The sequence below is a fragment of the Streptomyces sp. NPDC002580 genome, from assembly GCF_042889485.1.
Lineage (GTDB): Bacteria > Actinomycetota > Actinomycetes > Streptomycetales > Streptomycetaceae > Streptomyces.
Genome location: NZ_JBIAQZ010000014.1, coordinates 131,564 through 155,351, shown reverse-complemented (window position 1 = coordinate 155,351; position 23,788 = coordinate 131,564). Strand labels below are relative to the sequence as shown.

Annotated in this window: 16 protein-coding genes; 1 reads left to right on the top strand and 15 read right to left on the bottom strand. The window is 71.0% G+C overall.

Annotated features, from left to right (window positions below; all coding sequences use genetic code 11):
* Window positions 1-66 precede the first annotated feature (66 nt).
* The 15 genes from ACFYW7_RS34385 to ACFYW7_RS34315 all read right to left on the bottom strand — a co-directional run bounded on the left by ACFYW7_RS34385 (window position 67) and on the right by ACFYW7_RS34315 (window position 22,460).
* The gene (locus ACFYW7_RS34385) at window positions 67-927 is read right to left on the bottom strand and encodes a pyrroline-5-carboxylate reductase family protein (protein ID WP_389509710.1); all 861 of its coding nucleotides are present in this window, start codon (window positions 925-927) and stop codon (window positions 67-69) included.
* The gene (locus tag ACFYW7_RS34380; RefSeq protein WP_389509708.1) at window positions 924-2,093 is read right to left on the bottom strand and encodes a pyridoxal phosphate-dependent aminotransferase; all 1,170 of its coding nucleotides are present in this window, start codon (window positions 2,091-2,093) and stop codon (window positions 924-926) included. The genes ACFYW7_RS34385 and ACFYW7_RS34380 overlap by 4 nt, the downstream gene beginning before the upstream one ends.
* A 53-nt stretch (window positions 2,094-2,146) precedes the next feature.
* Window positions 2,147-3,397, bottom strand: coding sequence for a glutamate-5-semialdehyde dehydrogenase (locus ACFYW7_RS34375; protein ID WP_389509706.1), 1,251 nt, complete (start codon window positions 3,395-3,397; stop codon window positions 2,147-2,149).
* Window positions 3,397-4,458 carry a glutamate 5-kinase gene (gene proB / locus ACFYW7_RS34370; RefSeq protein ID WP_389509703.1) on the bottom strand — a complete coding sequence of 354 codons (1,062 nt, stop codon included), beginning with the start codon at window positions 4,456-4,458 and terminating at the stop codon, window positions 3,397-3,399. The genes ACFYW7_RS34375 and proB overlap by 1 nt, the downstream gene beginning before the upstream one ends.
* A 23-nt stretch (window positions 4,459-4,481) precedes the next feature.
* On the bottom strand, window positions 4,482-10,454 hold the full coding sequence (locus ACFYW7_RS34365; protein WP_389509702.1) for an amino acid adenylation domain-containing protein: 5,973 nt from the start codon (window positions 10,452-10,454) through the stop codon (window positions 4,482-4,484).
* Window positions 10,455-10,538: 84 nt separating this feature from the next.
* Window positions 10,539-14,228 carry an amino acid adenylation domain-containing protein gene (locus tag ACFYW7_RS34360; protein WP_389509700.1) on the bottom strand — a complete coding sequence of 1,230 codons (3,690 nt, stop codon included), beginning with the start codon at window positions 14,226-14,228 and terminating at the stop codon, window positions 10,539-10,541.
* Between the two features lie 64 nt (window positions 14,229-14,292).
* On the bottom strand, window positions 14,293-15,513 hold the full coding sequence (locus ACFYW7_RS34355; RefSeq protein WP_389509698.1) for a cytochrome P450: 1,221 nt from the start codon (window positions 15,511-15,513) through the stop codon (window positions 14,293-14,295).
* A 2-nt stretch (window positions 15,514-15,515) separates the two neighbouring features.
* Window positions 15,516-17,294, bottom strand: coding sequence for a non-ribosomal peptide synthetase (locus ACFYW7_RS34350; protein WP_389509696.1), 1,779 nt, complete (start codon window positions 17,292-17,294; stop codon window positions 15,516-15,518).
* Window positions 17,291-18,064, bottom strand: coding sequence for a hypothetical protein (locus tag ACFYW7_RS34345; RefSeq protein WP_389509694.1), 774 nt, complete (start codon window positions 18,062-18,064; stop codon window positions 17,291-17,293). Before ACFYW7_RS34345 ends, ACFYW7_RS34350 begins: the two co-directional genes overlap by 4 nt.
* Window positions 18,061-18,804, bottom strand: coding sequence for a thioesterase II family protein (locus ACFYW7_RS34340; protein WP_389509692.1), 744 nt, complete (start codon window positions 18,802-18,804; stop codon window positions 18,061-18,063). Before ACFYW7_RS34340 ends, ACFYW7_RS34345 begins: the two co-directional genes overlap by 4 nt.
* A gap of 2 nt (window positions 18,805-18,806) precedes the next feature.
* Complete coding sequence (locus ACFYW7_RS34335) at window positions 18,807-19,217, bottom strand: phosphopantetheine-binding protein (RefSeq protein WP_389509690.1); 411 nt, start codon at window positions 19,215-19,217, stop codon at window positions 18,807-18,809.
* A 50-nt stretch (window positions 19,218-19,267) separates the two neighbouring features.
* Entirely contained in the window at window positions 19,268-20,305 is a 1,038-nt protein-coding gene (locus ACFYW7_RS34330; RefSeq protein ID WP_389509688.1) for a transcriptional regulator, read from the bottom strand.
* A 40-nt stretch (window positions 20,306-20,345) separates the two neighbouring features.
* The gene (locus ACFYW7_RS34325; protein ID WP_389509686.1) at window positions 20,346-20,507 is read right to left on the bottom strand and encodes a hypothetical protein; all 162 of its coding nucleotides are present in this window, start codon (window positions 20,505-20,507) and stop codon (window positions 20,346-20,348) included.
* Between the two features lie 221 nt (window positions 20,508-20,728).
* Entirely contained in the window at window positions 20,729-21,550 is an 822-nt protein-coding gene (locus ACFYW7_RS34320; protein WP_389509684.1) for an IS5 family transposase, read from the bottom strand.
* 616 nt (window positions 21,551-22,166) lie between these two features.
* The gene (locus ACFYW7_RS34315) at window positions 22,167-22,460 is read right to left on the bottom strand and encodes a hypothetical protein (RefSeq protein WP_389509682.1); all 294 of its coding nucleotides are present in this window, start codon (window positions 22,458-22,460) and stop codon (window positions 22,167-22,169) included.
* Between the two features lie 169 nt (window positions 22,461-22,629).
* Between ACFYW7_RS34315 and ACFYW7_RS34310 the strand changes: the two genes are divergently transcribed.
* Entirely contained in the window at window positions 22,630-23,658 is a 1,029-nt protein-coding gene (locus ACFYW7_RS34310; protein ID WP_389509680.1) for a helix-turn-helix transcriptional regulator, read from the top strand.
* Window positions 23,659-23,788 lie beyond the last annotated feature (130 nt).

Genomic DNA, 23,788 nt, shown 5'->3' with positions numbered 1-23,788 from the left:
CACGCCGCCGGAAGGGACACCTGGGCCGGGCGTGGCGACGGAACCGACGGGGCAGTGGGCCGGAACCTACGGAGGACGAGCCGCCCCGCCCTCCGCCCCGACACCGCGTTCCGTCCCGCTCACCGGCATTCGGCTCAGGGACAGACGTACGGCGGCGTCGAGGGCGGCGGTCGTGGCGGCCGGGAGACCGTGGTGGTCCAGCGTGTGCAGGGCCCGCTCGGTCATGCCGCCGGGAGAGGACACGGAGGAGATGGTGTCGGCGAAGGTCGTACCGGCCCCGTCGAGCAGGGCGCCCGTGCCGCGTACCGCGTGGCGTGCGAGGTGCTCGGCGAGCCCGGGAGGCAGCCCGAGGGCAGCCGCACCCTCCGCCAGGGTCTGGGCGAACCGGGCGAGCAGGGCGGGACCGGCGCCGGAGAGGGCACTGACCGTCTCCAGGTGGTGGTCGTCGGCCACGAAGACGGGGCCAAGGTCACGGAACAGTTCCTGGACCAAGGCCAGTTGGGCGGGTGCGACGGCCGGGTCCGCGGACAGCACCGTCGCGCCGGCCCGCGCGGCCACGGCCACGTTCGGAACCGCACGCAGCACCGGGACGGCGTACCGGACCGCCTCGGCGACGGCCGCCACGGGCCAGGAAGCCACCAGGGACACCAGGATCTGGCCCTCGGTCAGGTGAAGGCGGGTCTCGGCGAGGACCTCCGCGGCTTCGTGCGGGTGCACGGCCACCACGACGAGACCGGCACCAGCCATCGCTTCGGCGATGCTTTCGGCCGCCACCAGTCCGGTGTCGGCGGCCAGGGCACGGGCGCTGCGCCCGTGCCGGGACGCACCGCGCAGCCGCCACGGCCCCCCGTCGGCCGCGACCAGCCCCTGGGCGACGGCCCGGGTGATGCGCCCGCAGCCGAGGAAGGCCACCGTACGGGTGCTCATACGGTCTCCTCGGCGGTACTGGTCGCCTCGATGAGGTCACAGATCGCCTCGACGCCGCGCAGCAGACGGTCCTCCGGTTCCGCGCCGACCGAGACCCGGACGAAGCGGTCGCAGGACACCCCGTAGGAGATCCCGGCGACCGTGCTCACCCGGTGGCGCCGCAGCAACTCGTCGGCGAATTCGATGGAGTTCAGCCGGGAGGAACCCAGCGAGGGGAACAGGTAGAAAGTGGAGTCGCCGGGCAGGCTGGTCACCCCGCGGGCGGCGAACGCCTCGGCGACCCGGTTGCGCCGCTCGACCACCTCGCGGATCTGCGGCCGGGTGTGCGCCAGGATCTGCTCGAAGTTCTCCGCGAGGTAGTGACACAGGATCGTCGGGGCGCAGGTGACCAGGTGCTGCTGCAACTTGGCCAGCTGCCGGATCAGGCTTTCGTGGGCGATGACGTAACCGACCCGCCAGCCGGATATGCCGAAGTTCTTGGACATCGAATTGCAGACAACGGTGTGCCGCTTGTCGGGGTCGAAGGCGCTCGCCGACACGAACGGGTTACCGCCCGGCACGAACTCGCTGTACACCTCGTCCACTATCAGGACCAGCCCGTGGGTTTCGGCCAGGACGTGCAGCGTGCGCAGTTCGTCGTCGGACAGCCGGCGTCCGGTCGGGTTGTGCGGGTTGTTGACGATGATCGCCCGGGTGCGGGCGGTGACGCGGTCGGCGAGGTCTTCGACCGTGGCATGCCAGGGCAGGGCGACCGGAATCCCGCGGCACAGCCGCACCTGATCGGGATAACTGACCCACAGCGGCTCGGGGATGATCACCTCGTCGCCGGGTTCCAGGATCGCGGCGAGCGTCATGAACAGCGCCGACTTGGAGCCGGCGGTGACCATGATCTCGCGGTCGGGGTCGACGGACGTCCCGGACCCGCTCTCGTGGTACTTGGCGAGCTTGTGCCGCAGCAGCGGGACGCCCCGGGTGTGTGAGTAGTGGTGCGCGGCGGGCGTCAACTCCTCGAAGGAGGGCGCGGGGACGTCGAAGAAGGCCTCTCCGAGGGAGAGCGTGATGATGTCCGCGCCGTCGGCCTGCAACTCGTAGACCAGGTTGTTCTGTTTGATCGACGCGGCCTCGCCGATGCTGTCCACCAGGGCCGAAGGACGTAGGGGTGCCACCGTGTCTCTCCTCTCGTAGCACGGATGCGATGACGGGCGCTGCCCTCCGGCCGTCACAGGACGCGGATCTGCCCCTCGCCCCACACCACGTTCTTCACGCAGGTGAGGGACTCGAGTCCCATGGGGCCGCGCGCGTGCAGCTTCTGCGTGGACACGCCGATCTCCACGCCGTAGCCGAACTCGCCGCCGTCGGAGAACCGGGTCGAGGTGTTGACGAAGACACTGCCCGAGTCGATCGACAGGGCGAACCTCCGTGCCACGGAGATGTCCTGTGCGACGACGGCTTCGGCGTTGCGGGTGCCGTACCGCTCGATGTGGTCGAGCGCCTCGTCCAGGTCGCGGACCACCTTCACCGCCATCACCAGGTCCAGGTACTCGGTCGCCCAGTCGTCCCCGGTGGCGGCCTCGGCCTTGGGCCACACCTCGCACGTGCGTTCGTCGCCGCGCACGGTCACACCCAGCGCGGCCAGCTCGTCGAGGCAGCCGGGCAGCCAGGTGGCCGCCAGCGCCTCGTGGACCACCAGCGTCTCCAAGGCGTTGCACACGCTCGGCCTGGAGGTCTTGGCGTTGACGACGATGCTCGTGGCCCTGGCCGGGTCCGCCGAGGCGTCGACGTAGACGTGGCAGTTGCCGTCGCCGTCGATCACGGTCGGAACCCTGGCGTTGTCCTTGACCGTCTGGATCAGGCCGGGGCCGCCGCGCGGGACCACAAGGTCCACGTACTCCTCGGCCGCCAGCAGCTCAAGCACCCCCTCCCGGGAGGTGTCGGGGATGAGCTGTACGGACGCCGCGGGAACCTCGTCCTGCGCGTCCAGCACCTCACGGATCACGGCGGCGATGGCCGTGTTGCTGTGCAGGGCGATGGACGAACCGCGCAGCACGGCCGCGTTGCCGGACTTCAGGCACAGCGCGGCGACGTCGGCCGTGACGTTGGGCCGGGCCTCGTAGACGACGGCGACGACACCGAGAGGCTCGCGCACCTGCTCGATGCGCAGGCCGTTGGGGCGGCTCTGGCCGCCCGTGACGGCCCCCACCGGGTCCGGCAGGCCGATGATGGTACGGATCGCGTCGACCATGCCGGTGATGCGCTTGTCGGTCAGGGTGAGCCGGTCGATCAGGGTCGCCGACGTCCCGGCGGCCCGGGCCGCCTCGATGTCCAGGGCGTTGGCCGCCTTCAGACGCCCGCGTTCGGCGTCCAGGGCCTCGGCGATCGACTCCAGGACCCGGTCTTTCACCTCGGTGGGTGTCTCACGCAGCACGCGCGCCGCAGCAGCGGCGGTGCGGCAGATTTCGATGACGGACATCAGCAGGCCTCCAGAAGACTCACGTATTCGCTGGGGTGAAGAACCGTGGCACCGTCCGCGGACAGGGCCTCGGCCAAGGACAGGGATCCGAGCCGGGTACGGCCCCGGGCGATCGGCGGGGTGCCGTCCACGGCCACGTCGACGACGTCGCCGGCCGCGAACGCCCCCTCGGCACGCGTCACCAGGGGCAGCGGCACGGGCCGCCCCGCCTCGATCGCGTGCCGTGCGGCCGGGCGACAGACCACCGTGCCGCGCGGCGGAGCGGAGAAGGCCCGCCACAGCGGCTCCAGGCCGTGGTCGCGGACGGTGTCCCGAGGGTGGACGAGCGTGCCCACCGGTTCTCCACCGAGCAACCGCGACAGGACCCGCGGTTCGTGGGCATCCGCGATGGCAGCGGTGACTCCGGCCAGGGTGGCGATCCACACCGCGCCCAGCTTGCTGATCATGCCGCCGGTGCCCGGACCACCCGCGGAGGACCCCGCGAGCCGCTCCAGCTCCACGGTCATCCCCTTGGCCTCCGGTATGAGCCGGGCGTCGGGATCGGTACGCGGATCGCTGCCGTACAGGCCGCGGACGTCGGTGAGCAGCGCGAGCAGCCGGGCCCGCAGCAGCACGCTCAGCAGGGCGGCGAGGATGTCGTTGTTGCGGACCTGGACGGCGTCGTTCTCGTTGACCACCGGAACCACGCCGCGGTCCAGGGCATGGTCCAGCGCGGAGCGCAGTCCGTCCCGGTGCAGGTCGTCGCACAGGTCGAGCGGCGTGAACAGGAACTGGGCCGCCGTCAGACCGCGCCGGGCCAGACCGGCCCGGAAAGCCTCGAACAGCGGCCCCTGGCCGACGGCCGCGGCCAGCCGAAGGCCCTCCTCGCCCGCCCCGCCGCCGCCGCCCAGCACGCTGCGGCCCTGGGCGATGGCCCCCGAGGTGACGAGCACCGGGCGCAGCCCCGAGTGCGTCAGGTCCGCGACGGACGCCGCCAGGGCGTCGGCCTTGTGCGGATCCAGGCGGCCGTCGGTGACCAGCGACGACGTGCCGATCTTGACGACGATACGTTCCGGTTGCATGAGCGGAGGCAGACCTTCCGGGACTACGCGGGCAGGGACGGACGGGCCAGCGGACCGACGTGGTAGACGAACCGGCTCGGGATCAGCTCGGCGGGCAGGTCGCCGCGCCGCAGTTCGTGTTCGAGCGAGGCGGTGAGCGCGCGTTCCAGTTGCGGGGCCAGCACGCGGGTCGGCGGCTGTACCGCGGACCCGTCGGAGCGATCCGCGGTGAACGGCTCGCTCAGGGTGAAGTGCGAGTGCGCTCCCGGTGGCAGGAAGGAGACCTCGACCGTGCCCTCGGCGTCCCCGTGTCCCCAGCCGATGCGCGTCGTCCAGCCGTGCTGTGCGCCCAGCCGCCACAGTTCCTCCGGGTGTATCCCGGCCCGCCCGGACCCGGCGGCACCCGCGGGGGCGAAGCCGTAGCCGTCGCGCAGCCGCAGTGCCTCGGTCAGCCGGGCGTTGGGGACACGCCGGTATCCGAACGCCTTCGTGCCGTCCGCCAGGCGCCGCTCGATCTCCTCCGGACCGGTCGGCGGACCGGACTCCCAGCCGGTGCGGGCCGGCTCGTCGGCACAGCCGACGTGCACGATCACGTCGTAGCGGAACAGGGACATCTCGTTCGCGGCGGCGCCGCGCCGGGGTGCGATCTCGACCGCGGTGACCCGCTCGTGGCCGGCGACCAGCGACCGGAAGAACCGTGGGTCCACGCTGAGTTCGCTGTCGGTGCGCAACGCCCGGTCGATCGCGTCGACGACCTGCCGCCGATCGGCCTGCGTGCCCTTCCGCAGATGCTCGCGCAGGCTCAGGAACGCCTCCAGCAGTACGCCGTTGCGCACGTCGCCCACGAAGACGTGTCCCCCCTCGGACACGCCTGCCACCGCCCGCTCGAGCACCCGGCGCAAATACGCGAGGGACGGGAAGTACTGAACGACCGAGTTGAGCACGACCGTGTCGTACGGACCCGGCGCCGCCTCCAGCGCCTCCAGCGCCTCGGCCTGCGCGACCACGAGCGCCGGCCCGTCGGCGGACCCCGCCGGTCCGGCTCCGGTGCGACGGAGCATCTCCACCGCCGCGTCCGCGTAGTCGGTGGCGACGTACCGCTCCAGGCAGCTCTCCTGGCACAGCGGGCGGACCAGCAGACCGGTGCCGGCGCCGACCTCCAGCAGGCGGCGCGGGCGCAGGGCGCGGATCCGGTCCACCGTGGTGGCGACCCATTCGTCCATCTGACCCCGCGGGATGGTGCTGCCCGTGAAGCTGTCCGTCCAGCCCAGCAGCGCGTCGTCGGCCGTGGCGTCCGCGTCCGGCACGTAGGTGCTCTCGAACACGAAGCGCCAGGAGTCCATGAACGCCTCGAAGTCGTCGGCGCGGACATCGTCCGCGGGTACCAGGTGGGCGACCGGCCGGGTGGCGCCGTCCGCGTGTGTCCCGGCCACCACCACGACGTCCTGGATCTGGGGGTGGTCCCGCAGTGCCCGCTCCAGCCGCGCGTACTCCGCCTCCTGTCCGGCCGGCAGCGGGACGTCCCACACGCCGACCCCGGGGTCGCGGGCCACCTCGCGCACGAACGCCTCGTACATGGCGGCCAGTTCGGCCACGGTCGACCTCCGGTACAGGTCGGCGTCGTAGCACAGCTCCGCGGACAGTCCCGCTCCGTCGCGTGTCAGGTCCAGGGAGAGATCGAAACGGCTGCTCCGAATGTCAAGGGGCACGGACTCGGCCGTGACTTCGTCGAGTTGGAGCGCGGTGGCGCCGTCGTCCTCGAACAGCTGGCAGGTCGCCTGGACCAGGGGGTTCAGGCCCAGGTCCCGGCTGGGGTTGACGAGTTTCACGATCCGCTCGAAGGGAGCCGCCTGGTGGGCGTAGCCGGACAACGTGGTGTCGCGGACCTGCTGGAGCAGTTCCTCGAAGGCAGGTTCCGAGCCCAGGTCCGCACGGATCGGCAGAATGTTGACGAACAGACCGATCAGTCCCTCCAGTTCGGCCCGGGTACGACCCGCGACGGGTACGCCCACCAGCAGGTCCCGCTGTCCGGTCCAGCGCGCCAGGACCGCGTGGAAGGACGCGAGCAGCGCCGTGAACAGCGTGGTCCGGTGGCGGCGCGCGAGCCCCGTCAGCGCGGCGGTGACCTCCGCCGACAGCTGGAAGCGGACGGTGTCGCCCCGCCCGGCATTGACCTCCGGCCGCTCCCCGTCGCACGGCAGGGCCAGTTCGGTGGGGGCGCCGGCCAGCTGGTCCTGCCAGTAGGCCAAGTCCGCGGCCAGCCGTGCCTCGTGCTCGGGTCCTCGCTCCCAGGCGGCGAAGTCCTGGTACTGCAGGTCGGGTGCGGGCAGACCGACCGCCCGGCGAGCGGTCAGGTCGCGGTAGTGGTTCGAGAGCTCGGCCAGTACGACCTTCACCGACCAGCCGTCGCACACGATGTGGTGCACGCCGAACACCAGCAGGTGGTCGTCGGGGCCCAGCGTGAGGACGGCCGCCTCGAACAGCGGGCCCTTCTCCAGGTCGTAGGAGCGACGGCCGACCTCCTGGACGTGGTCGGCCGCGCGCCGCCAGGCCTCCTCGGCAGGCAGGTCCGACAGGTCCAGGCAGGCCGTCTCCCGGCCCCAGTCCCGGTCGACGATGACCAGCAGCTGCTGGTCACCCAGCGTGTAGCGGCTGCGCAGCACGTCGTGCCGCTCCACCATGACGGCTGCGGCCCGCGCCAGCGCCGGCACGTCCAGCCTGCCGCGCAGGCGCACCGCCTCGACCATGTTGTAGCCGGTGCGGTGCGGAGCGACCTGCTGCAGGAACCACAACCGTTCCTGCGCGGTGGAGGCGACCGCCCGCTCGCCGGAACCGAGGGCCGGGATCAGCTGCTCCCGTCCGTCGTCGTCACCCAGCGCCGCGGCGAGCCCGGCCACGGTGGGCTGCTCGAACAGGGCTCGCAGGGAGAGCCGGACACCCAGCCGGGCACGGATCCGCGAGATGAGCTGGACGGCGCTGAGCGAGTGGCCGCCGAGCCGGAAGAAGTCGTCGTGCCGGCCCACCGCGTCCAGACCGAGCACCTCGGCGAACATGCACGCGAGGTCCAGTTCGGTGCCGGGCAACGGGGCCGCATACTGTCCCACCCCGAGCGAGGAGGCATCGGGCTCGGGAAGCCGGGCGGGCGCGACCTTGCCACTGACATTGCGGGGAATCTCCGCCAGTTCCACCAAGGCGGACGGGACCATGTACTCGGGCAGGCGACGCGCGACGTGCTCGCGCAGCCCCGGTACGTCCACCACCTCCCGCGGAACCACGTACCCGACCAGGCGGGCATGGCCGTAAGCGTCCGGCCTGGCGACCACGGCCGCGTCCCGGACCCCGGGGTGCGCCAGCAGCGCCGACTCGACCTCACCGGGGTCGACCCGGTAACCGCGGATCTTCAGCTGGCCATCGAGCCTTCCGAGGAACTCCACCTGTCCGTCGGCGCGCAGCCGGCCCAGGTCGCCGGTGCGGTACAGCCGCCCGCCCGGCACCACCGAGAAGGGGTCGGACACGAACCGGTCCGCGGTGCGCTCCGGGTCGTTCAGGTAGCCGACGGCCAGCTGTGGTCCGGCCAGGCAGATCTCACCGACCACGCCGACCGGGACCGGCTGTCCGGCCGGGTCCAGCACCGCGACCGCGCAGTTCGCCAGCGGCCGGCCGATCAGCGGCCCCGCGTCCCCCTCGACCGGTGCGACCAGGGCGTCCACGGTGAACTCGGTCGGGCCGTACATGTTGACCGCGATCACCCCCGGCTCGGTGGCCAGACGGGACCACAACGACGGGCGCATGGCCTCGCCGCCCAGCACGAACAGCCGCGGTCCGGGCCCGTCGTCGTCGAGCAGCCCCAGCCCAACAAGCTGTTCCAGGAACGACGGCGTCGCCTCCAGCAGGTCGATCTCCCGCTCCCGCATCGCGGTGAGCAACTGCCCGGCGTCGCGAGCGGTGTCGTCATCGACGACGTCGAGCACGTGACCGTCGACCATCCACAGCAGCTGGTCCCAGCTCGCGTCGAAGGCCACCGACATGGTGTAGGCGACGCGCAGCCTGCGACCGGGCACGGTGCGCGCCATCGACGCGTAGTGCGAGGCGCGGTGGGAGTGGTAGAGGTTCGCCAGCGAGCCGTGCCGGACGAGGACGCCCTTGGGGGTCGAGGTCGAGCCGGAGGTGAAGACGACATAGGCCGGGTCGTCCGGTCCGGGTGCGGGCGGGAGCGTGACACCGGAACGTTCCGGGAGCGAGTGCAGGTCCAGCAGAGACGGCCCCAGCAGCTCCGCCCGTGGGCGGACGGCCTCGTCGGTGACGACCAGGCGCAGCGCGGCCTCGTCGGTCATCGCGCGCAGCCGCTCCGGCGGGTTGGCGGGATCCAGCGGAACCAGCACCGCCCCGGCGCGCAGGACGCCGAAGACTCCCACGGGCAGCAGGGCGGACCGGGTGACCATGAGGCCCACCCGGTCGCCCCGGGCGAGACCGCGCGCGGCGAGTTCGGCGGCGACCGCGTCGGCCGCCTCGCCCAGCTGCCGGTACGTCAGCTGCCGGTGCGCGTCGGTGACGGCGACGTCGTCGGGCTGCTCCGCGATCCGCTCCGCCAGAGCGGTCAGGACCGTCGCGCCGGCGGGCACGTCGACCCGGGGGCCGCAGCCCAGCTCCCGCAGGATCCGGGTCCGCTCGGCCTCGCCGAGCAAGGTCAGCGCCGACACCTGGGTGTCCGGCGCCTCGGTGGCCGCCGCGAGCAGGACCGTGAAGCAGTCGGCGAAACGTGCCACGGTCTCCGGGTCGAACAGGTCCTGGCTGTAATTGAAGGAGGCATGCAGTGTCCCGCCCCGCCAGTACATGTCCAGGGCCAGATCGAAGAACGTGGTGGGTTGGGCTGCGGGCAGCGGCCGGACGGTGGCGCCCTCGAGCCGGATGCCGCCGGTGAAGCTTTCGTCCAGCAGCTGGAACATCACCTGTACGAGCGGGTTGACGCCCTGGGCCCGGTCGGGGTTGACCTCCTCGACCATGCGCTCGAACGGCAACTCCCCGTACTCCTGGCCGTCCAGCATGCTCGTGCGCACCCGCTGGAGCAGCTCCTGGAAGGACGGGTCGTCGCGCATGTCGCCGCGCAGCGGAAGCGTGTTGACCAGCATGCCGACCAGCGACTCGGTACCCGCCCGGGTGCGGCCGCTCACGGGATGGCCGACGAGGACGTCGCACTCGCCCGTGATGCGCGCCAAGAAGGCGTGGAAGGCTGCCAGCAGCACGACGGACGGACTGGACCTGCTGGTACGCGCCAGCTCGCGGACACGGTCGGTGACATCCTGGGGCAACGGGAACTCGTGCACCCCGGACGCGGGGAAACCGGTGGTGCGCCGCGGGCGGTCGCCCGGGAGCGACAGCACCGTGGGAGCGTCGGCCAGCTGCGCGCGCCAGTACCGCAGGCACTCCTCCGTGCGCTCCTCGTCAAGCCACTCCCGCTCCCAGAGCGCGTAGTCCGTGTACTGCAGGTCCGGCTCGGGCAGCCGTGCGGGCTCGCCGAGCACGAAGCCTCGGTACAGGGCGGCCAGTTCGTCCAGCGCCAGGCGCATCGACCAGCCGTCGCACACGATGTGGTGCGCGGTGACGGCCACGACGTGCTCGTCCGGGTCCGCGTCGGCGACGTGCACCCGCAGCAGAGGCCCCGTGCGCAGGTCGAAGGGTTCGTCCAGCACGGCCCGGTGGAAGCGCGCCAGTGCTGCTTCGCGGGCGGGTCCGGCGGCAGCGTCGAACCGGGTGTGGTGGAAGGCGGGCCCGGCTCCGTCGGTGCCCGGTTCGGCGATGACCTGGAGAATCGTTCCGTCGACCTGTTCGAACCGGGTGCGCAGCGCCTCGTGCCGGTCGCACAGCTCCCGCGTGGCACGGGCCAGAGCCTCGATGTCCAGCGGGCCCGTCACCCGGAACGCCTCGGTCAGGTGATAGGCGGTCCCCTCCGGCTCCAGGGTCTGGAGCAGCCACAGCCGCTGCTGCGCGGACGCGGCCGCATACCGCTGTTCTGCCATGTCGAAAACCCTTCGTGAGCGATCGGTCGAAGCGATGGAGCCTGAGCCATGGGTGTCCTGAGCCGTGAGCGGCCGGTGCCGTGGCTAGCGGTCCGCTCTGCGGCGCAGCGCGGGCCGCGACCGCGCCACGGGAGTCAGGCGCTGCGTCAAACCTTCGACGGTGGGCTCGTCGAAGAAGGCGCGGACGGGAAGTTCCAGGCCGAGCGCCGAGCGGATGTCGTCGATGAGCCGGGTGACGAGCAGGGAATGCCCGCCGATCTCGAAGAAGTTGTCGGTGACCCCGACCACCGGCAGTCCCAACAGGTCGGCGACGAGCGCGCACAGCCGCCGCTCGCGCTCGGTCGCGGGTGGGCGCCCGGCCGGCACGGCCGCTGCGGCGGGGACGGGCAGTGCGAGCCGGTCCACCTTGCCGTTGGGGTTGACGGGCAGCCGGTCCAGGACCACCACCGCGGCCGGGACCATGTAGCCGGGCAGCTGCCGGGCGACGGACTCCCTGATCCGCGCCGGGTCGGGTGTCTGCCCGGGCCGGGCGACGACGTACGCGATCAGGCGCTTCCCCGCCCGTTCCGCGCCGCCCGCCGTCACCACGGCCTGCGCCACGGCCGGGGCGGCGCGCAGGGCCTCCTCGACCTCGCCCAGCTCGATCCGGAAGCCCCTGATCTTGACCTGGAAGTCGTTGCGGCCCAAGAACTCCAGCTGTCCGTCGGAGCGCCACCGGGCCAGGTCACCGGTGCGGTACATACGGCTGCCCGGCGGGCCGTAGGGGTCCGGTACGAACCGCTGCGCCGTCTCCACGGGCCGGTCGAGGTAGCCGCGGGCCACTGCCGCACCCGCGACGCAGACCTCGCCGGGCACACCCAGCGGCACCGGGCGCAGGTTCTCGTCGACCAGATGGACCCGGGTGTTCCAGATGGGCGAACCGATGGGTACCTGGGACGGCTGCCCGGCTACGGGCCGCTCCACCGTGTGGCCGGTGGCCGCGTGGGTCTCGGTGGGCCCGTAGTAGTTGTGCAGACGCCTGCCGGGGACTCCGTCGAAGAAGGCGCGCACCGCGTCGCTGAGGATCAGAGCCTCGCCGCCCTGGGCCACATGCCGCAGTTTCGGCAGGTCCAGGCCCAGTCGCAGCGCCTCCTGGCACAGCAGCTCGATCAGGGCGGTGGGGGCGAACAGTTCCGTGACCTGGTGCCGGTCGAGCCAGTGGGCCAGGTCGGCGGGGCTCCGCCGGATGTCGTCGGTGGGCACCGCGAGCGTCTTGCCGCCGGTGCCCGCGGAGAGGATCTCCTGGGCCGCGGGGTCGAAACTCAGCGACGCGAACTGCGCAGTGACCGAGTCGGGTTCGGCCGGCATGACAGCGGCATGCCAGGCCAGCAGGTTGACGATCGGGGCCGCCGGCATGACGACGCCCTTGGGCCGGCCGGTCGAGCCGGAGGTGTAGATGACATACAGGGGGTGCTCAGGACGCAGCGGTACCGGACGCTCGGCGTCGGTCAGGTTTGCCGTGCCCAGCCCTGCGAGTCGTTCCCGCAGGACAGGGTCGTCCACGCAGAGGGGGGCCACGTCGGCCGGCAGATGCTCGGCGGCGTCCACGGTGGTCAGCACCAGCAGCGGGGTGGCGTCCTCCAGCATGGCCCGGACGCGGGCGGCCGGGTGGTCGAGGTCCACCGGCAGGTAGGCGGCGCCGGCCTTCAGCACCGCCCACAGGGCGACGACCATGTCGAGGGAGCGGGGCATGGCCAGCGCGACGATCCGCTCGGGTCCGGCGCCGAGTCGCGTCAGGTGCCGGGCGAGCTGATTGGCGCGGGCGTTGAGCTGCGCGAACGTCGCCGTCTCGGCTTCGTGGACGACCGCGGTGCGGTCCGGAGTGCGGGCCACCTGCGCTTCGAAGAGCAGGGGGAGGGAGGCTGTTTCGACCGGTCGCCCGGTGCTGTTCCACGTTCGGACCTGGTCGCGTTCTCCCGGGGAGCGTATGTCGAGCCGCCCGATGGCACCGTCCGGGTCGGCCAGGGCCTGCTCCAGGGTCGCCACCAGGTAGTCGGCGATGCGCTGGGCCGTACCGCGGTCGAACAGGTCGGTCGAGTACTCCACGAAGCACTCCGTGGCGCCCTCCCCGGGAACGGCCGGAGGCGTCATGTTGAACACCAGGTCGAAGCGGGCCACGTCGAGCAGGGAACGTTCCTCGGCCACCTCGATACCGGGCAGCCGGACCGGCGCTCCCGCGGTGTTCTCGAACACGAGCATGACCTGGAACAGCGGGTGATGGGCCGGGGAGCGGCGCGGGTTGAGGGCTTCGACCAGGACGTCGAAGGGCAGGTCCTGGTGGGAGAACGCCTGGAAGGCGAACTCACGTACCCGGCGCAGCAGTTCCCGGAAGCTGGGGTCCCCCGAGGTGTCCGTGCGCAGGACGAGCGTGTTGGCGAAGAACCCGACCATGTCGTCGAGGGCCTCGTCGGCGCGTCCGGCTACAGGGGTGCCGACGGGGATGTCGTGACCGGCGCCCAGCCGGGTCAGAGTGGCGGCGAGCGCGGCCTGTACGACCATGAACGCGCTGGCTCCCGTCTCGGCCGCGAACCGGTCGACGGCGCGGGTGAGTTCGGGGCCGAGGACGAAGTCGACGACGGCACCCTGGTGGCCGGCGCGGGCGGGACGCGGCCGGTCGGCGGGGAGAGCGAGCTGATCCGGGACGCCCTTGAGGGCCTCGCTCCAGAACGCGAGCTGCCGGGACATCAGGCTCTCGGGCTCCTCGACGGAACCGAGCACGTCACGCTGCCAGAGGGTGAAGTCCCGGTACTGCACCGCGAGCGGGGGCAGTTGGGCCGTACCGCCGCGTTCGTGGGCGGCATAGGCGGCGGCGAGGTCCCGGGCGAGCGGGGCCAGGGACCACCCGTCGCAGGCGATGTGGTGGATGACGAGCAGCAGTACGTGCTCCTCCTCACCGAGGGCGATCAGCTGTGCCCGCAGCGGTGGATCGACCCGCAGGTCGAAGCCCCGGTGTTCGAACTCCCTCTGGTGGGCGACCAGTTCCTCCGGGTCGAGTGCGACCAGGCTGGGCTCGGGCCGGGCCCGGTCGGAACCCAGCACCAGCTGACGGGGCTCGCCGGCGGTTTCGGGGAAGACGGTGCGCAGGGCTTCGTGGCGTTCCACCAGGGCGGCCAGCGCGACCCACAGCGCGTCGTGGTCGAGCCTGCCTCGCAGCCGTAGCGGCAACGGGATGTTGTAGGTCGCCGTGCCGTCCTCCAGCCGGTTGAGGAACCACAGTCGTCGCTGGGCCGGGGAGAGGGGCACCGGCCCGTCGTCCGCCCGACGCTCCAGCGACGGGGTGGGCACGCTGCTGACCGTGAGCCGGGGAGCGAGCGCCGCCACGGTGGGCGCGTCGAACACCTCGCGCACACTGAGCTCGTAGCCCAGCCGCGAGCGGACCCGCCATACCAGCCGCATCGCCAGCAGCGAGTTGCCGCCCACGGCGAAGAAGTCGGTGTCGACGCCGACGCCCGGCAGCTGGAGCACCTCCGCGAACAGGGCGCACAGCTCCTTCTCCGCCGTGGTCCGCGGAGCCCGCCCCACGGGGGCGACCGGCACCTCGGTGGCGGCAAGCGCCTTCCGGTCGATCTTTCCGTTGGGCGTCATCGGCAGGTCGTCGAGGACCGTGACGACGTCCGGCACGAGATAGGCCGGGAGCTTCTCGGCGGCGTACCGCTTCAGCTCCAGCGCCCAGTCCCGCAGCGCAACGGGATCTCGGGGCACTTCCTGCGGACGGGGAGAAGGTTGTTGAGACACGTGTGTTCCCTGGGGGGTGGGCCCTCGTGGACGACGCGGGGGCGGACGTACGGCGGACCTGTCGTCAGACGACCGTCTCGACGGGCAGCGACGTGAAACCGAGGATGAAGTTGGAGCGCAGCCGGACCGGGTCGCCGGCAAGCCGGAACTCCAGCCCGCTGCCGATCAGAGCGGTGAACGCCTCGGCCAGCTCCGCGTTTCCGGCGGGCGCCCCGATGCAGCGGTGCAGACCGCTGCCGAAGGAAAGGTGCCGGTTGGGGTTGCGTGTGATGTCGAACCGGTCCGGATCGGTGAAATGGTCGCCGTCCCGGTTCGCGGAGACGTTCCACAGGGTCACGATGTCTCCGGCGGTGATCTCCACCCCGTGGACCCTGGTGTCACGGAGCGCGACGCGCTGCACGTAGGCGTTGGTGGAGCTCCACCGCAGGATCTCCTCCAGTGCCGAAGGCAGCAGGGCCGGATCCTCGCGCAGCCGCCGCCACTCGCCGGGGTTCTCCAGCAGCGCGAGGAATCCTGTGCAGGTGGTGTACGAGGAGGTCTCGTTGCCACCGACCGCGATGTTCATGCAGTTGTAGAGGATCTGCGCGTCGTCCAGGGCCTGTCCGTTGAGCTCGGCGCGCAGCAGCATGCCGATGACGTCGTCCCGCCCCGGGTCGTCGCGGCGCTCGTCGAGCAGGTCGGCGAAGTACTCGAAGATCTCGCTCTGGGCATGCGCGAGCCGTATCCGCTCGTCACCGGTCTGCTCGCACAAGACGGGATCGCGGTAGCCGACCATCCTGCGGGTGAGGCTCACGATGTGGTGGGCGTCGTCCAGCCCGACGCCGAACAGTGCCATCAGGGCGCCTGCGGGCAGCAGCGGGGCGAAGTCGAGAGCGATGTCGCAGCCGCCCTCGTGCCGGATCCGCTGGACGGCCTCGCGCAGCAGGCTGCGGACCTGGCTCGTGACGCGGTCGACCATGCCGGGGCTGAACGGGGGGTGCATGGCACGGCGCAGCATCCGGTGCCGGGGCGGGTCGGAGGCGACGAGCATGTCACCGGAGGCCGTGTCGCCGCTGGCGCGGAAGGAGCCGCCGAGGATCGCGCCGTGCGCGGAGCTGAAGGTTTCGTGATCGCGATAGGCGGTCAGCACGTCGTCATAGCGGGTCAGCGCCCAGAACCCGGTGCCGTCCGGCAGGGGGTTCCGGTACACCGGCGCGTGTGCGCGCAGGTGACGGAAGGTCTCATGGTGCCGGTTCGCGGCGAACAGGCCGACGTCGGTCAGGTCGATGACTGTGGTGGCGGACATCGTCACACCGCCGCCCGCAGCTGGGGCTCCAGCGAGAGGGCGATGTCGCGGAGCGCCGGCTTCTCCAGGATCTCGCGGAAGTCCAGAGCGGCGCCCGTCTCGCGCTTGACCCTCTGCCGGACGCGGAAGGCGAGCATGGAGTTGCCGCCGAGGGCGAAGAAGTCGTCGTTCGCCCCCACCTGCTCCACCGCCAGCAGTTCGGACCAGATGCCCGCCAGGATCCGCTCGCTCTGTGTGGACGGCGCCTCGTAGGAGCGGGCCCGGGCCTCGTCGGACTCGAGGATGCCGAGGAGGGCTGCGCGGTCGCGTTTGCCGTTGTCGGTGGCCGGGATCTTCGGGACGACCAGGATCTTGCTGGGGACCATGTGGTCCGGCAGCGTCAGCTTGGTGAACTCCCGTATCTCCTCGGGCTGCAGGGGTCCGCGCCGGACGACGAAGGCGACCAGGGCACGATCCTGGTCCCGGCCGACCGGGAGGACCGCCGCTTCGCGCACTTGCGGATGCCGGGACAGCAGGCGCTCGACCTCCCCGGGCTCGACCCGGTAACCGCGGATCTTGACCTGGTGGTCGGCACGCCCGACGAAGTCCAGCTGTCCGTCGGGCTGTTGGCGCACCAGGTCACCGGTGGCGTACATGCGGGTGCCGTCGGCCCGGAAGGGGTCGGGCAGGAACTTCTCCGCGGTCAGCGCCGGGTCGCCGAAGTAGCCCCGGGCCACGCCGTACCCACCGACGAACAGCTGACCGACCTCGCCCTCGTCGACCAGCCGCAACTCCTCGTCGAGCAGGTACAGATGAGCGCCGTCCACCGCCTGTCCGATGGGCACGCTGTCGGCGTCGGAGGGCAGGTCACGCACCTCGAAGGCGGAACACGCGGTGGTGGCCTCGGTGGGCCCGTAGAGGTTGAAGAGCCGGCCGGCGAAGTCCCCGGCGAGCAGGTCACGGCAGGTGTCGGCGAGGATTGCGTCGCCGCCGGTGTGCAGGATCCGCAGCGGCGCGAACGCGTCGCGGTCCTCACGGACCACGTGGTTGACCGCCATGGTGGGAACGAGCATCGCGGTGATGCGCAGCCGCCGCAGTGTGCGCTGCAGGTCGGAGGCGAGCAGGTCAGACAGGGCCGGCAGGACGACGATTTCGGCGCCCTGGGCCAGGGAACACCAGGTCTCGAAGTGGAAGGCGTCGAAGGACAGGCTCGATATCTGCCCCACGCGGTCCTGTCCGGTCAGCTCTGGCAGCGCGCTGTTGCGGGCGAATCCGACGACGCTTCGGTGCTCCAGGACCGTCGCCTTGGGTCGGCCCGAGGATCCGGAGGTGAACAGCACGCACGCCGCGTTGTGGGGGCGCACCCGGACATCCGGGCGCGTGACCGCGGCTGCCCTGTCGAACTCCGGCAGGGGCAGCACGCGTTCGGCCGGTACGTCGGCGAGCCACTCGGGGTCGGCAAGAACCAGGGAGGCACCACTGTCCTCGATCATCATGTCGCGGCGCGCGGCAGGGTAACGCGGATCGATGGCGACGTAGGCGCCGCCCGCCTTGAGCACACCCAGGAGCGCGGCGAAGACACCGACCCCACGGCCGAGGCTGAGCGCGACACGGTCCTCCGGCCCTATTCCGGCCTCGGTCAGGGCGTGGGCGACGGCGTCGGAGTAGGCGTCGAGCTCGGCATAGCTGAGGGCCTCCCGGTCGTCTCGTACGGCCGGTGCCCCGGGCTGCCGGGCAACGGCGGCCGCCCACATCTCGGTGAGCGTGGCAGTGGTCGGCTGCGACGGCTTACTGTGCGTCATTGCGCTCCTTCCTCGCTGATTCCGTGCCCGTCTCGGCGCGGGGTGTCCAGAGCCTCCAGAACGAGGCGGCGGGTGATGGTGCCGGTCAACAGGTCCTCGCGTGCCGTGTCGACCCGGACCGACCGGGTCGTCCGGGCTCCTGGCCAGGCAAGGACCTCTGGCTGCTGCCGCGACAGGACGTTGACGACCGTGCCGCCCCAAGCCGGGTGGTCGGTGCGATGGGCCGCGACCAGGTAGGCCAGCCAGTCCAGGAAGCTGCCCACCAGGGGGGCGAAGGCCTCGTCGTCGCCGGCGCTGTCGGGGTCCTCCTGATCCACCAGCGAGCGGCGGACCGACTCGGTCAGATGGCGTTCCGAGTACGTCAAGAAGGCGTCCGAACGCTCCTCGATCAGCTCGCCGCTCCACCAGGGCGGAAGGGCCGACGGCGCGCCCACCGAGGTCAGCAGTCCGCGGTACTCCGTCTCGACGGCCTTGGGGGTGGACGGCTCCCCGTCGAACAGCAGCAGCCGCGGGCAGCCCGTGATTGCTGCGGCCTCCTGTGCGAGCGGAGCAGCCATGCAGTACGCCAGCACCGCGTGCACGGCCACGGCCGGGACCCCGGCCGTGGCGAGGGCATGCTCCGCGTACGCCGCCGCGGAGGCCTCCCTCGGCAGCGGAGGGCACATGAGCTGACGCACGTCGTACCCGTCGTTCTCCAGGCGCAGGTCGGAGACGCGTGCTTCCGGGCGCCGGCCGGGGTAGTCGAACACCAGCAGCACCGGGGCGGTCATGCCTTCCCCTTCCGGACCGGTGTCAGGCAGCGACGCAGCTCGGCGACGACGGCCTGCGGCGACTCCTGGACAAAGAAATGGGACCCGGACAGCACACGGCGCTCGGCGACGGCGGTCGTCTCGTCCGCCCACGGCAACGGTTCGATGCAGTCGCCGTCGCCGTACAGCGCCCAGATGTCGCAGTCCAGGGCGGTGGTGGGCGCCTGGTAGGTGGCGAGCAGCTCGATGTCGGCGGCCAGGACGGGGGCGGTGAGCTCGACCAGCTCGTCCAGCAGGCCCGGCTCGATCGGCGACACTGCCTGGAGCACCCCCGCCACTTCGCGCCGCAGCTCGTCGTGGTCCAGGAGCCTGCCGTCGTCCTGGGCGTCGCGTCGGCCGGGCGGCGGGCAGGCGGCCACCACGAGGGCATCGGTCGGGACGCGGTGCGCCACGAGCTGTGCCAGCAGGCCGCCCATGCTGTGGCCGAACAGCACCAGGGGGAGGTCGGGGTCCTGCGCGCGACGGCCCCGCAGATCCTGCGCGATGTCGTCGGCCAGGCGGGCCATGTCCCGCGCGAAGGGCTGTCCGTAGCTGGTCTCGCGTCCCGGCAGGCAGGCGATGGTGAAACGCCAGTCAGTCGGCAGGATCTCCCGCCAGCCCCGCAGACCGGCGGAGCCCGATCCGGCGCAGGGAAAAGCGACCAAGTCCAAGGAGGGCGCGACATCAGTGACAAGCGGCGCGGACAGAAGTTTTTCGAACATTCTCACTGAGCCTTCTGCAGCGGCTGTATCCGGAGCGCCAGCGACTGTGGAGTGGAGGCCACGAAAATGTCCTGGATTGCCAGGGTGATTCCCTGTTTACGCAGTTCCGCAGTGCACAGCGCCGCCAGGAACGACGATCCACCACGCTGGAAGAAATCGTCGTCGGGGCCGAGTGAAGCGCAGTCGAGCCGCCGTCCGAAAACATCGGCGATCCGCTGAACCAGTTCCTCGACCGAGGTGTCCGACGCCTTCTGTTCGCTGCCGCGAGGAGCACGACCATCGTTTTCATCCGCCCGCTTTTCGGGCCGAATTTCAGCAGGACGAGACAAAGGAGACCCCTCAGCGAAAATAAATAGGGAAGGCGGTGGCGAAACCAGCGTGATGAGTTTTGTCGAGGCGCCGCTTTTCGTCAATCACGCGAAAGTGAGCACTTGCGGCGGTGAATTCGGCGGAACTTGTCCGCTCAACTGCCCACGGCGTGCAGTCGAACACGCCCCGGATCGGCATTCAGTTCGCCCGCGAAGTCCTGGCAGACCTGGGCGTAGTCCAGCAGCAACTCCGCCAGCTGCGAACGGCAGTGCCACGGCAGCGCCGCGGCGATGCTCTCACGGTCCCGGGCGAACATCCCGCACACGCTCAACATGCGCAGCAGTGACCGCCCCTCCTCGCTCTGCCGCAAGGAGGGATCCCGGTGCAGAGCCTGTACCGTCGCGGTGAGTTCGTCGGCGGTCTTCGGCGTCCGCCGCGGCACCGCGGTGACGACCCGCTGCGTCACCTGCCGGTCCGCCGCCACAACGGCACACCGCACCGGCACCGCACTCTCGCCGCGCCGCAGCCGGTCCCGTACGTCCGCCACGGTCGCGGCCGAGATGCCGGCCTCGCGGGCGATCTGCCGCATCGAGGCGCCCGGGTTCTGCTCCAGCAGCTGCCGGGCACGCTCGCGGCCCGCGGCCGCGTCGACCGGGCGGGCCCGCCCGTCCCTGCCGATCCGCCGCCCGCCCTGGGCCCCCGCCCCGTCCCGGCGCAGGGCTGCGATCTTCGCGCCCGACAGCCCGGCCAGCAGTGCCACCGCCCGGTCCGACCAGTGCGGATGTGACACGAAGATACGCAGCGCGGCGGCGATGCGGTCCTCCAGTGTCAGCGGCCGTCCGTGTGTGATGTTCATGGCGACCGCGAGCAGGGCCGCCTCCTGCGGGGTTCCGTCGAAGTACCGGACCGCGACCATCGACTGCCCCTTGCCCGTCGCGGCCCGCAGCCGTGCGATCCCGTCAATCACCCGCATCGTCCCGCGGTGCACCACCAGCGGTGGCAGTGAGCCCTCGGCCTCGGCCAGGGCCCGTACATGGGCGGGATCCTCGCCGGCCAGCCGCGGACTGTCCGCGACGACGAGGCGGGTGACGGGAACACTGTGGACGGGGGCGGTCGCCAGGATCTCGTCGCGCAGCCGGATCAGCTGCTGGGCGTCTCCCGTCACGAGGGACCGGGTGTCACCGAAGCTCACGTCTACTGCTCCTGAAGGCCGGAGGTGATGACAGGACCGGTCACTGCCAGCCAGAGTCGTCCAGGGGGGTCGCCATGACGTGGACACCGCCCGCAGCTGGGCTGGCGTCGACGGACGCGCCCTGGCCGTGCCCGGAGAAAGCGAAAACGAGAGCAGCAGCGCTGCCGGCCAGCGTCAGAGCGAGAACCTTGACAATGCACATGATGTTCCTCCTTGTGCGCCGTTCGTTGGTCTGTCGCTGAAGATCTTGCATCCGCACTGCGGGGCGGCTGAAGAGGAATCGGGACGGGCAAAGTGGCCTTGGCCGAAGTGGCCACGTGCGGAACGGTCCAGGGTCCGGCGCATGCGAAACGGCAGGGGGAATGCCCAACGTGGACCAACCCCCAAAGAGCGTTTTTCCCTGGGGTAGTGTTTGGTTCCGAGTCAGGCATCGCGCCAGCTCAGGGCGGATTCGCGGATCAGTCGTCGGCTGATGAGGTCGATCATCGCGGTGCGGATCATGGCTTCGGAGCGATGCGGACGGGTCTCGTGGTCGCGGGCGGGACGGCGATGGTGCGTCAGCCAGCCGAAGGTCCGCTCGACGACCCGGCGCCGCGGGATCACCTTGGATCCCTTCACGGCCGGATCCCGGCGGACGGCTTCGACGTCGATGCCGGGGCGGGCACCGTGATCGATGGCTCCGGTGCGGTGTCCGGTGTCGGTCCAGGCCTTTCTGACCTGCGGGTTTGAGGTAGCGATCCGGGACAGCGGGTGGATGCCGCCGACGTTGCCGAAGACGCTGGCCGCGGTGACCCGGACGGCGAGGAGCAGGCCGAGAGCGTCGACGCCGAGGTGACGCTTGCGGCCTGCGATCTTCTTCCCCGCGTCGATTCCCCACCCGGCGGCCGGCACGTTCGCGGAGGTCTTGACGCTCTGGGCATCGAGCACGCAGGCGCTCGGCTCGATGCTCCGACCTTCGGCCTGACGTACCAACTGGCGCAAGATGCCGTTGAGCTGGTGGAAGACACCGCCCTTCTGCCACGCGGCGAAGTATCCGTGGACGGTCTCCCACGGTGCGAAGTCGTACGACAGGCAGCACCAGGGGATCCCGGTCCGGTCGACATACAAGATGGCGTCCACGACCCGGCGCAGGTCGTGCCGGGGCGGGCGCCCGATATCCAGGCCCTTGCCCCTGCGCTCGGCCCGCCAGGCAGTCGGGGCGGACTCGACCAACCCCCAGCGGGCATCGGGCAAACCCCTGCACAACGGTCGTTCTCTCGACTTCGTGACTCGCCATCTCGAAGCGTGGAGAACGGCCGCCCCCCTGCCCTGGGAAGAACAGCAGGTCAGCAGGACGAGTGACCCGCGATGTCAACGCCGAGCCAAGGTCGCCGATGTGCGCAGTGATCCGTTGACGGTGGATCAGAATGCGGTGTGCGAGGGTCACTGGGACGGCTACGTCGTACCGATCGACGGGGCTCCCGGACTCGGAACCGGGTGGACAGCGCGCCGGTGCGCGCACTGTTCGAGGCCACCACGAAGCCGACGATTCCAACCGGCCGTGATGAGATGTTTTGGCGCGGCTTGCGCACAGTCCTCGTGGACGGCACGGTCTTCGACGTGCCTGCCGGCGCCGACGGCACCCTTGCCTTACCCGGGGGCCGGCGGAGTCCTGCAGCAGGCCCGTCCTGTCGCCCTTGCGGAGCGCGAAGCATGGTCCTGATCGGGGCCGCCCTCAACTCCAACGAGGTCAGCAGAAGCCCCTTGTCCTGGTGGCTGCTGGGCAAACCGACGAGGGCATATTGCTGCTGGCGAACCGAACTTCCCTTCCTGTGGCCTGTACACCGCCGCCTCTGGCACCTGGCGCACTACCAGCAGAAGTTCAGTCGGCCTGCTCGCGGTCCCCCGCAAGCCCGATCCGGTAGGAGCGTATACGCACGATGGTCCAGTCCCCGAGCTGCTCCCGCGCGGCCGCCGTGTGCCACGCCCGCGCCGCGAAACCGGCGGCCTCGGTCACTGAACGGGCCCGCGTATAGATGGCCAGCACCGGATAGGGCCGTGCATCGGGATGGGCACTGGCGTGCTCCACCCCGTCCACCCGAGCAACGGCGTGGGCTGCGGCGGCTGTCAGCGACGCACTGCCGGAATGCTGCAGTTCGGTATGTACCAGATACATGCGGCCTACCTAGCGGACCTTGTCGAGAACGAAGAGGCGTTTCGCCCAGACGCCCCTCGGCACACACCTCGTCTTGGCCCAGCTCAGGGGGTTGTGCGCTTGGATACACTGACTCGAGGTTCAACCGGGGCGGCTTGATGGCGACCACTATTCCGCGATCCGGTTTTCAGTGGAACTGCTCAAGGGGGAGAGCGCTTCGATGTCCGGCCAACTGGGTCTGGATCCCAGCGTGGAAGCCGTCTACCGATCGATGCTGGCACGGCCAGACGACAGCCTTGCCGAGATGGCCGAACGTCTCGGAACGACGGTCGAGGACGTCCGCAGGGCGCTGGACGCTCTGACGGAACTGACCCTGGTGCGCAACAGTCCCGAGGACAGTCCGCAAGCGCGGGCCGTGAGCCCTCTGCTCGCCATGCAGATCCTCCTCGCTCGCCAAGAAGCCGAGGTCGCCGCGCAACGACAGCGTCTGGAGACGACCCGTGCGGCCGCCGCCGAACTGATCGCCGACTATGCGCATCTCCAGGACGTCACCCCCGGTCTGGGTCTCCAGTACGTGGAGGGCGTCGAGTCCATCCGCGACCACCTGGAAATGTTCAACAGCCAGGTGGAGGAGGAGTTCCTGACGTTCGCCCCCGGCGGTCCCCAGACGCCGGCGAACATGAAGGCGTCGAAACCGTTGAATCTCCGTCTGCTCGAACGCGGGGTGCAGATGCGGACGGTCTACGTTGACAGCATCCGCAGGGACGCACCGACGGTGGATCACGCCCGCTGGTTGGAAGAGCACGGAGCGAGCATCCGCACTGTGCCCAGCCTGCCCAACAGAATGATCATCTTCGATCGACGGCTGGCCCTGGTCGCCGCCCAGGCGGACGACACCGGAGCCGGCGCGTACATCGTCAGTGGGCCCGGCCTTCTCACCATGCTGATCAGCCTGTTCGAGTACGTCTGGGCGGAGGCCTGCCCGCTGGGCAAGGCCCACCAGCCGACCGAGAGCGGGCTGACCCGCGCCCAGCAGGAGACATTGCGGCTGATGGCCCAGGGCCGCACCGACGAGAGCATCGCGAACAGCCTGGGCGTGTCGGTCCGCACCGCTCGCCGACTGACCAACAGCGTAATCACCAGCCTGGACGCCCGCAGCCGCTTCCAGGCCGGGGTCCACGCGGTGCAGCGCGGCCATCTTCCGCAAGCGGTGCAGTGAACCAGCCGGGTACCGCCGCCCAACCGCGTGCGCCAGGCACTTGAGCCGCCCGCGGATCCGGCCCGAGCAGTGGCGGCCACGAATCATGGCCTGAGAGCCTCGTCATACCGCGAGACGGCCCCGCGCCGAC

What these genes read in the sequence shown, in the direction of transcription:
- proB (WP_389509703.1), bottom strand. Translation starts at nt 4,458, where the DNA reads ATGCAACCGGAACGTATCGTCGTCAAGATCGGCACGTCGTCGCTGGTC.
- ACFYW7_RS34345 (WP_389509694.1), bottom strand. Translation starts at nt 18,064, where the DNA reads ATGACCGCCCCGGTGCTGCTGGTGTTCGACTACCCCGGCCGGCGCCCG.
- ACFYW7_RS34325 (WP_389509686.1), bottom strand. Translation starts at nt 20,507, where the DNA reads ATGTGCATTGTCAAGGTTCTCGCTCTGACGCTGGCCGGCAGCGCTGCT.
- ACFYW7_RS34340 (WP_389509692.1), bottom strand. Translation starts at nt 18,804, where the DNA reads ATGTTCGAAAAACTTCTGTCCGCGCCGCTTGTCACTGATGTCGCGCCC.
- ACFYW7_RS34375 (WP_389509706.1), bottom strand. Translation starts at nt 3,397, where the DNA reads ATGTCCGTCATCGAAATCTGCCGCACCGCCGCTGCTGCGGCGCGCGTG.
- ACFYW7_RS34355 (WP_389509698.1), bottom strand. Translation starts at nt 15,513, where the DNA reads ATGTCCGCCACCACAGTCATCGACCTGACCGACGTCGGCCTGTTCGCC.
- ACFYW7_RS34315 (WP_389509682.1), bottom strand. Translation starts at nt 22,460, where the DNA reads ATGTATCTGGTACATACCGAACTGCAGCATTCCGGCAGTGCGTCGCTG.
- ACFYW7_RS34385 (WP_389509710.1), bottom strand. Translation starts at nt 927, where the DNA reads ATGAGCACCCGTACGGTGGCCTTCCTCGGCTGCGGGCGCATCACCCGG.
- ACFYW7_RS34350 (WP_389509696.1), bottom strand. Translation starts at nt 17,294, where the DNA reads ATGACGCACAGTAAGCCGTCGCAGCCGACCACTGCCACGCTCACCGAG.
- ACFYW7_RS34365 (WP_389509702.1), bottom strand. Translation starts at nt 10,454, where the DNA reads ATGGCAGAACAGCGGTATGCGGCCGCGTCCGCGCAGCAGCGGCTGTGG.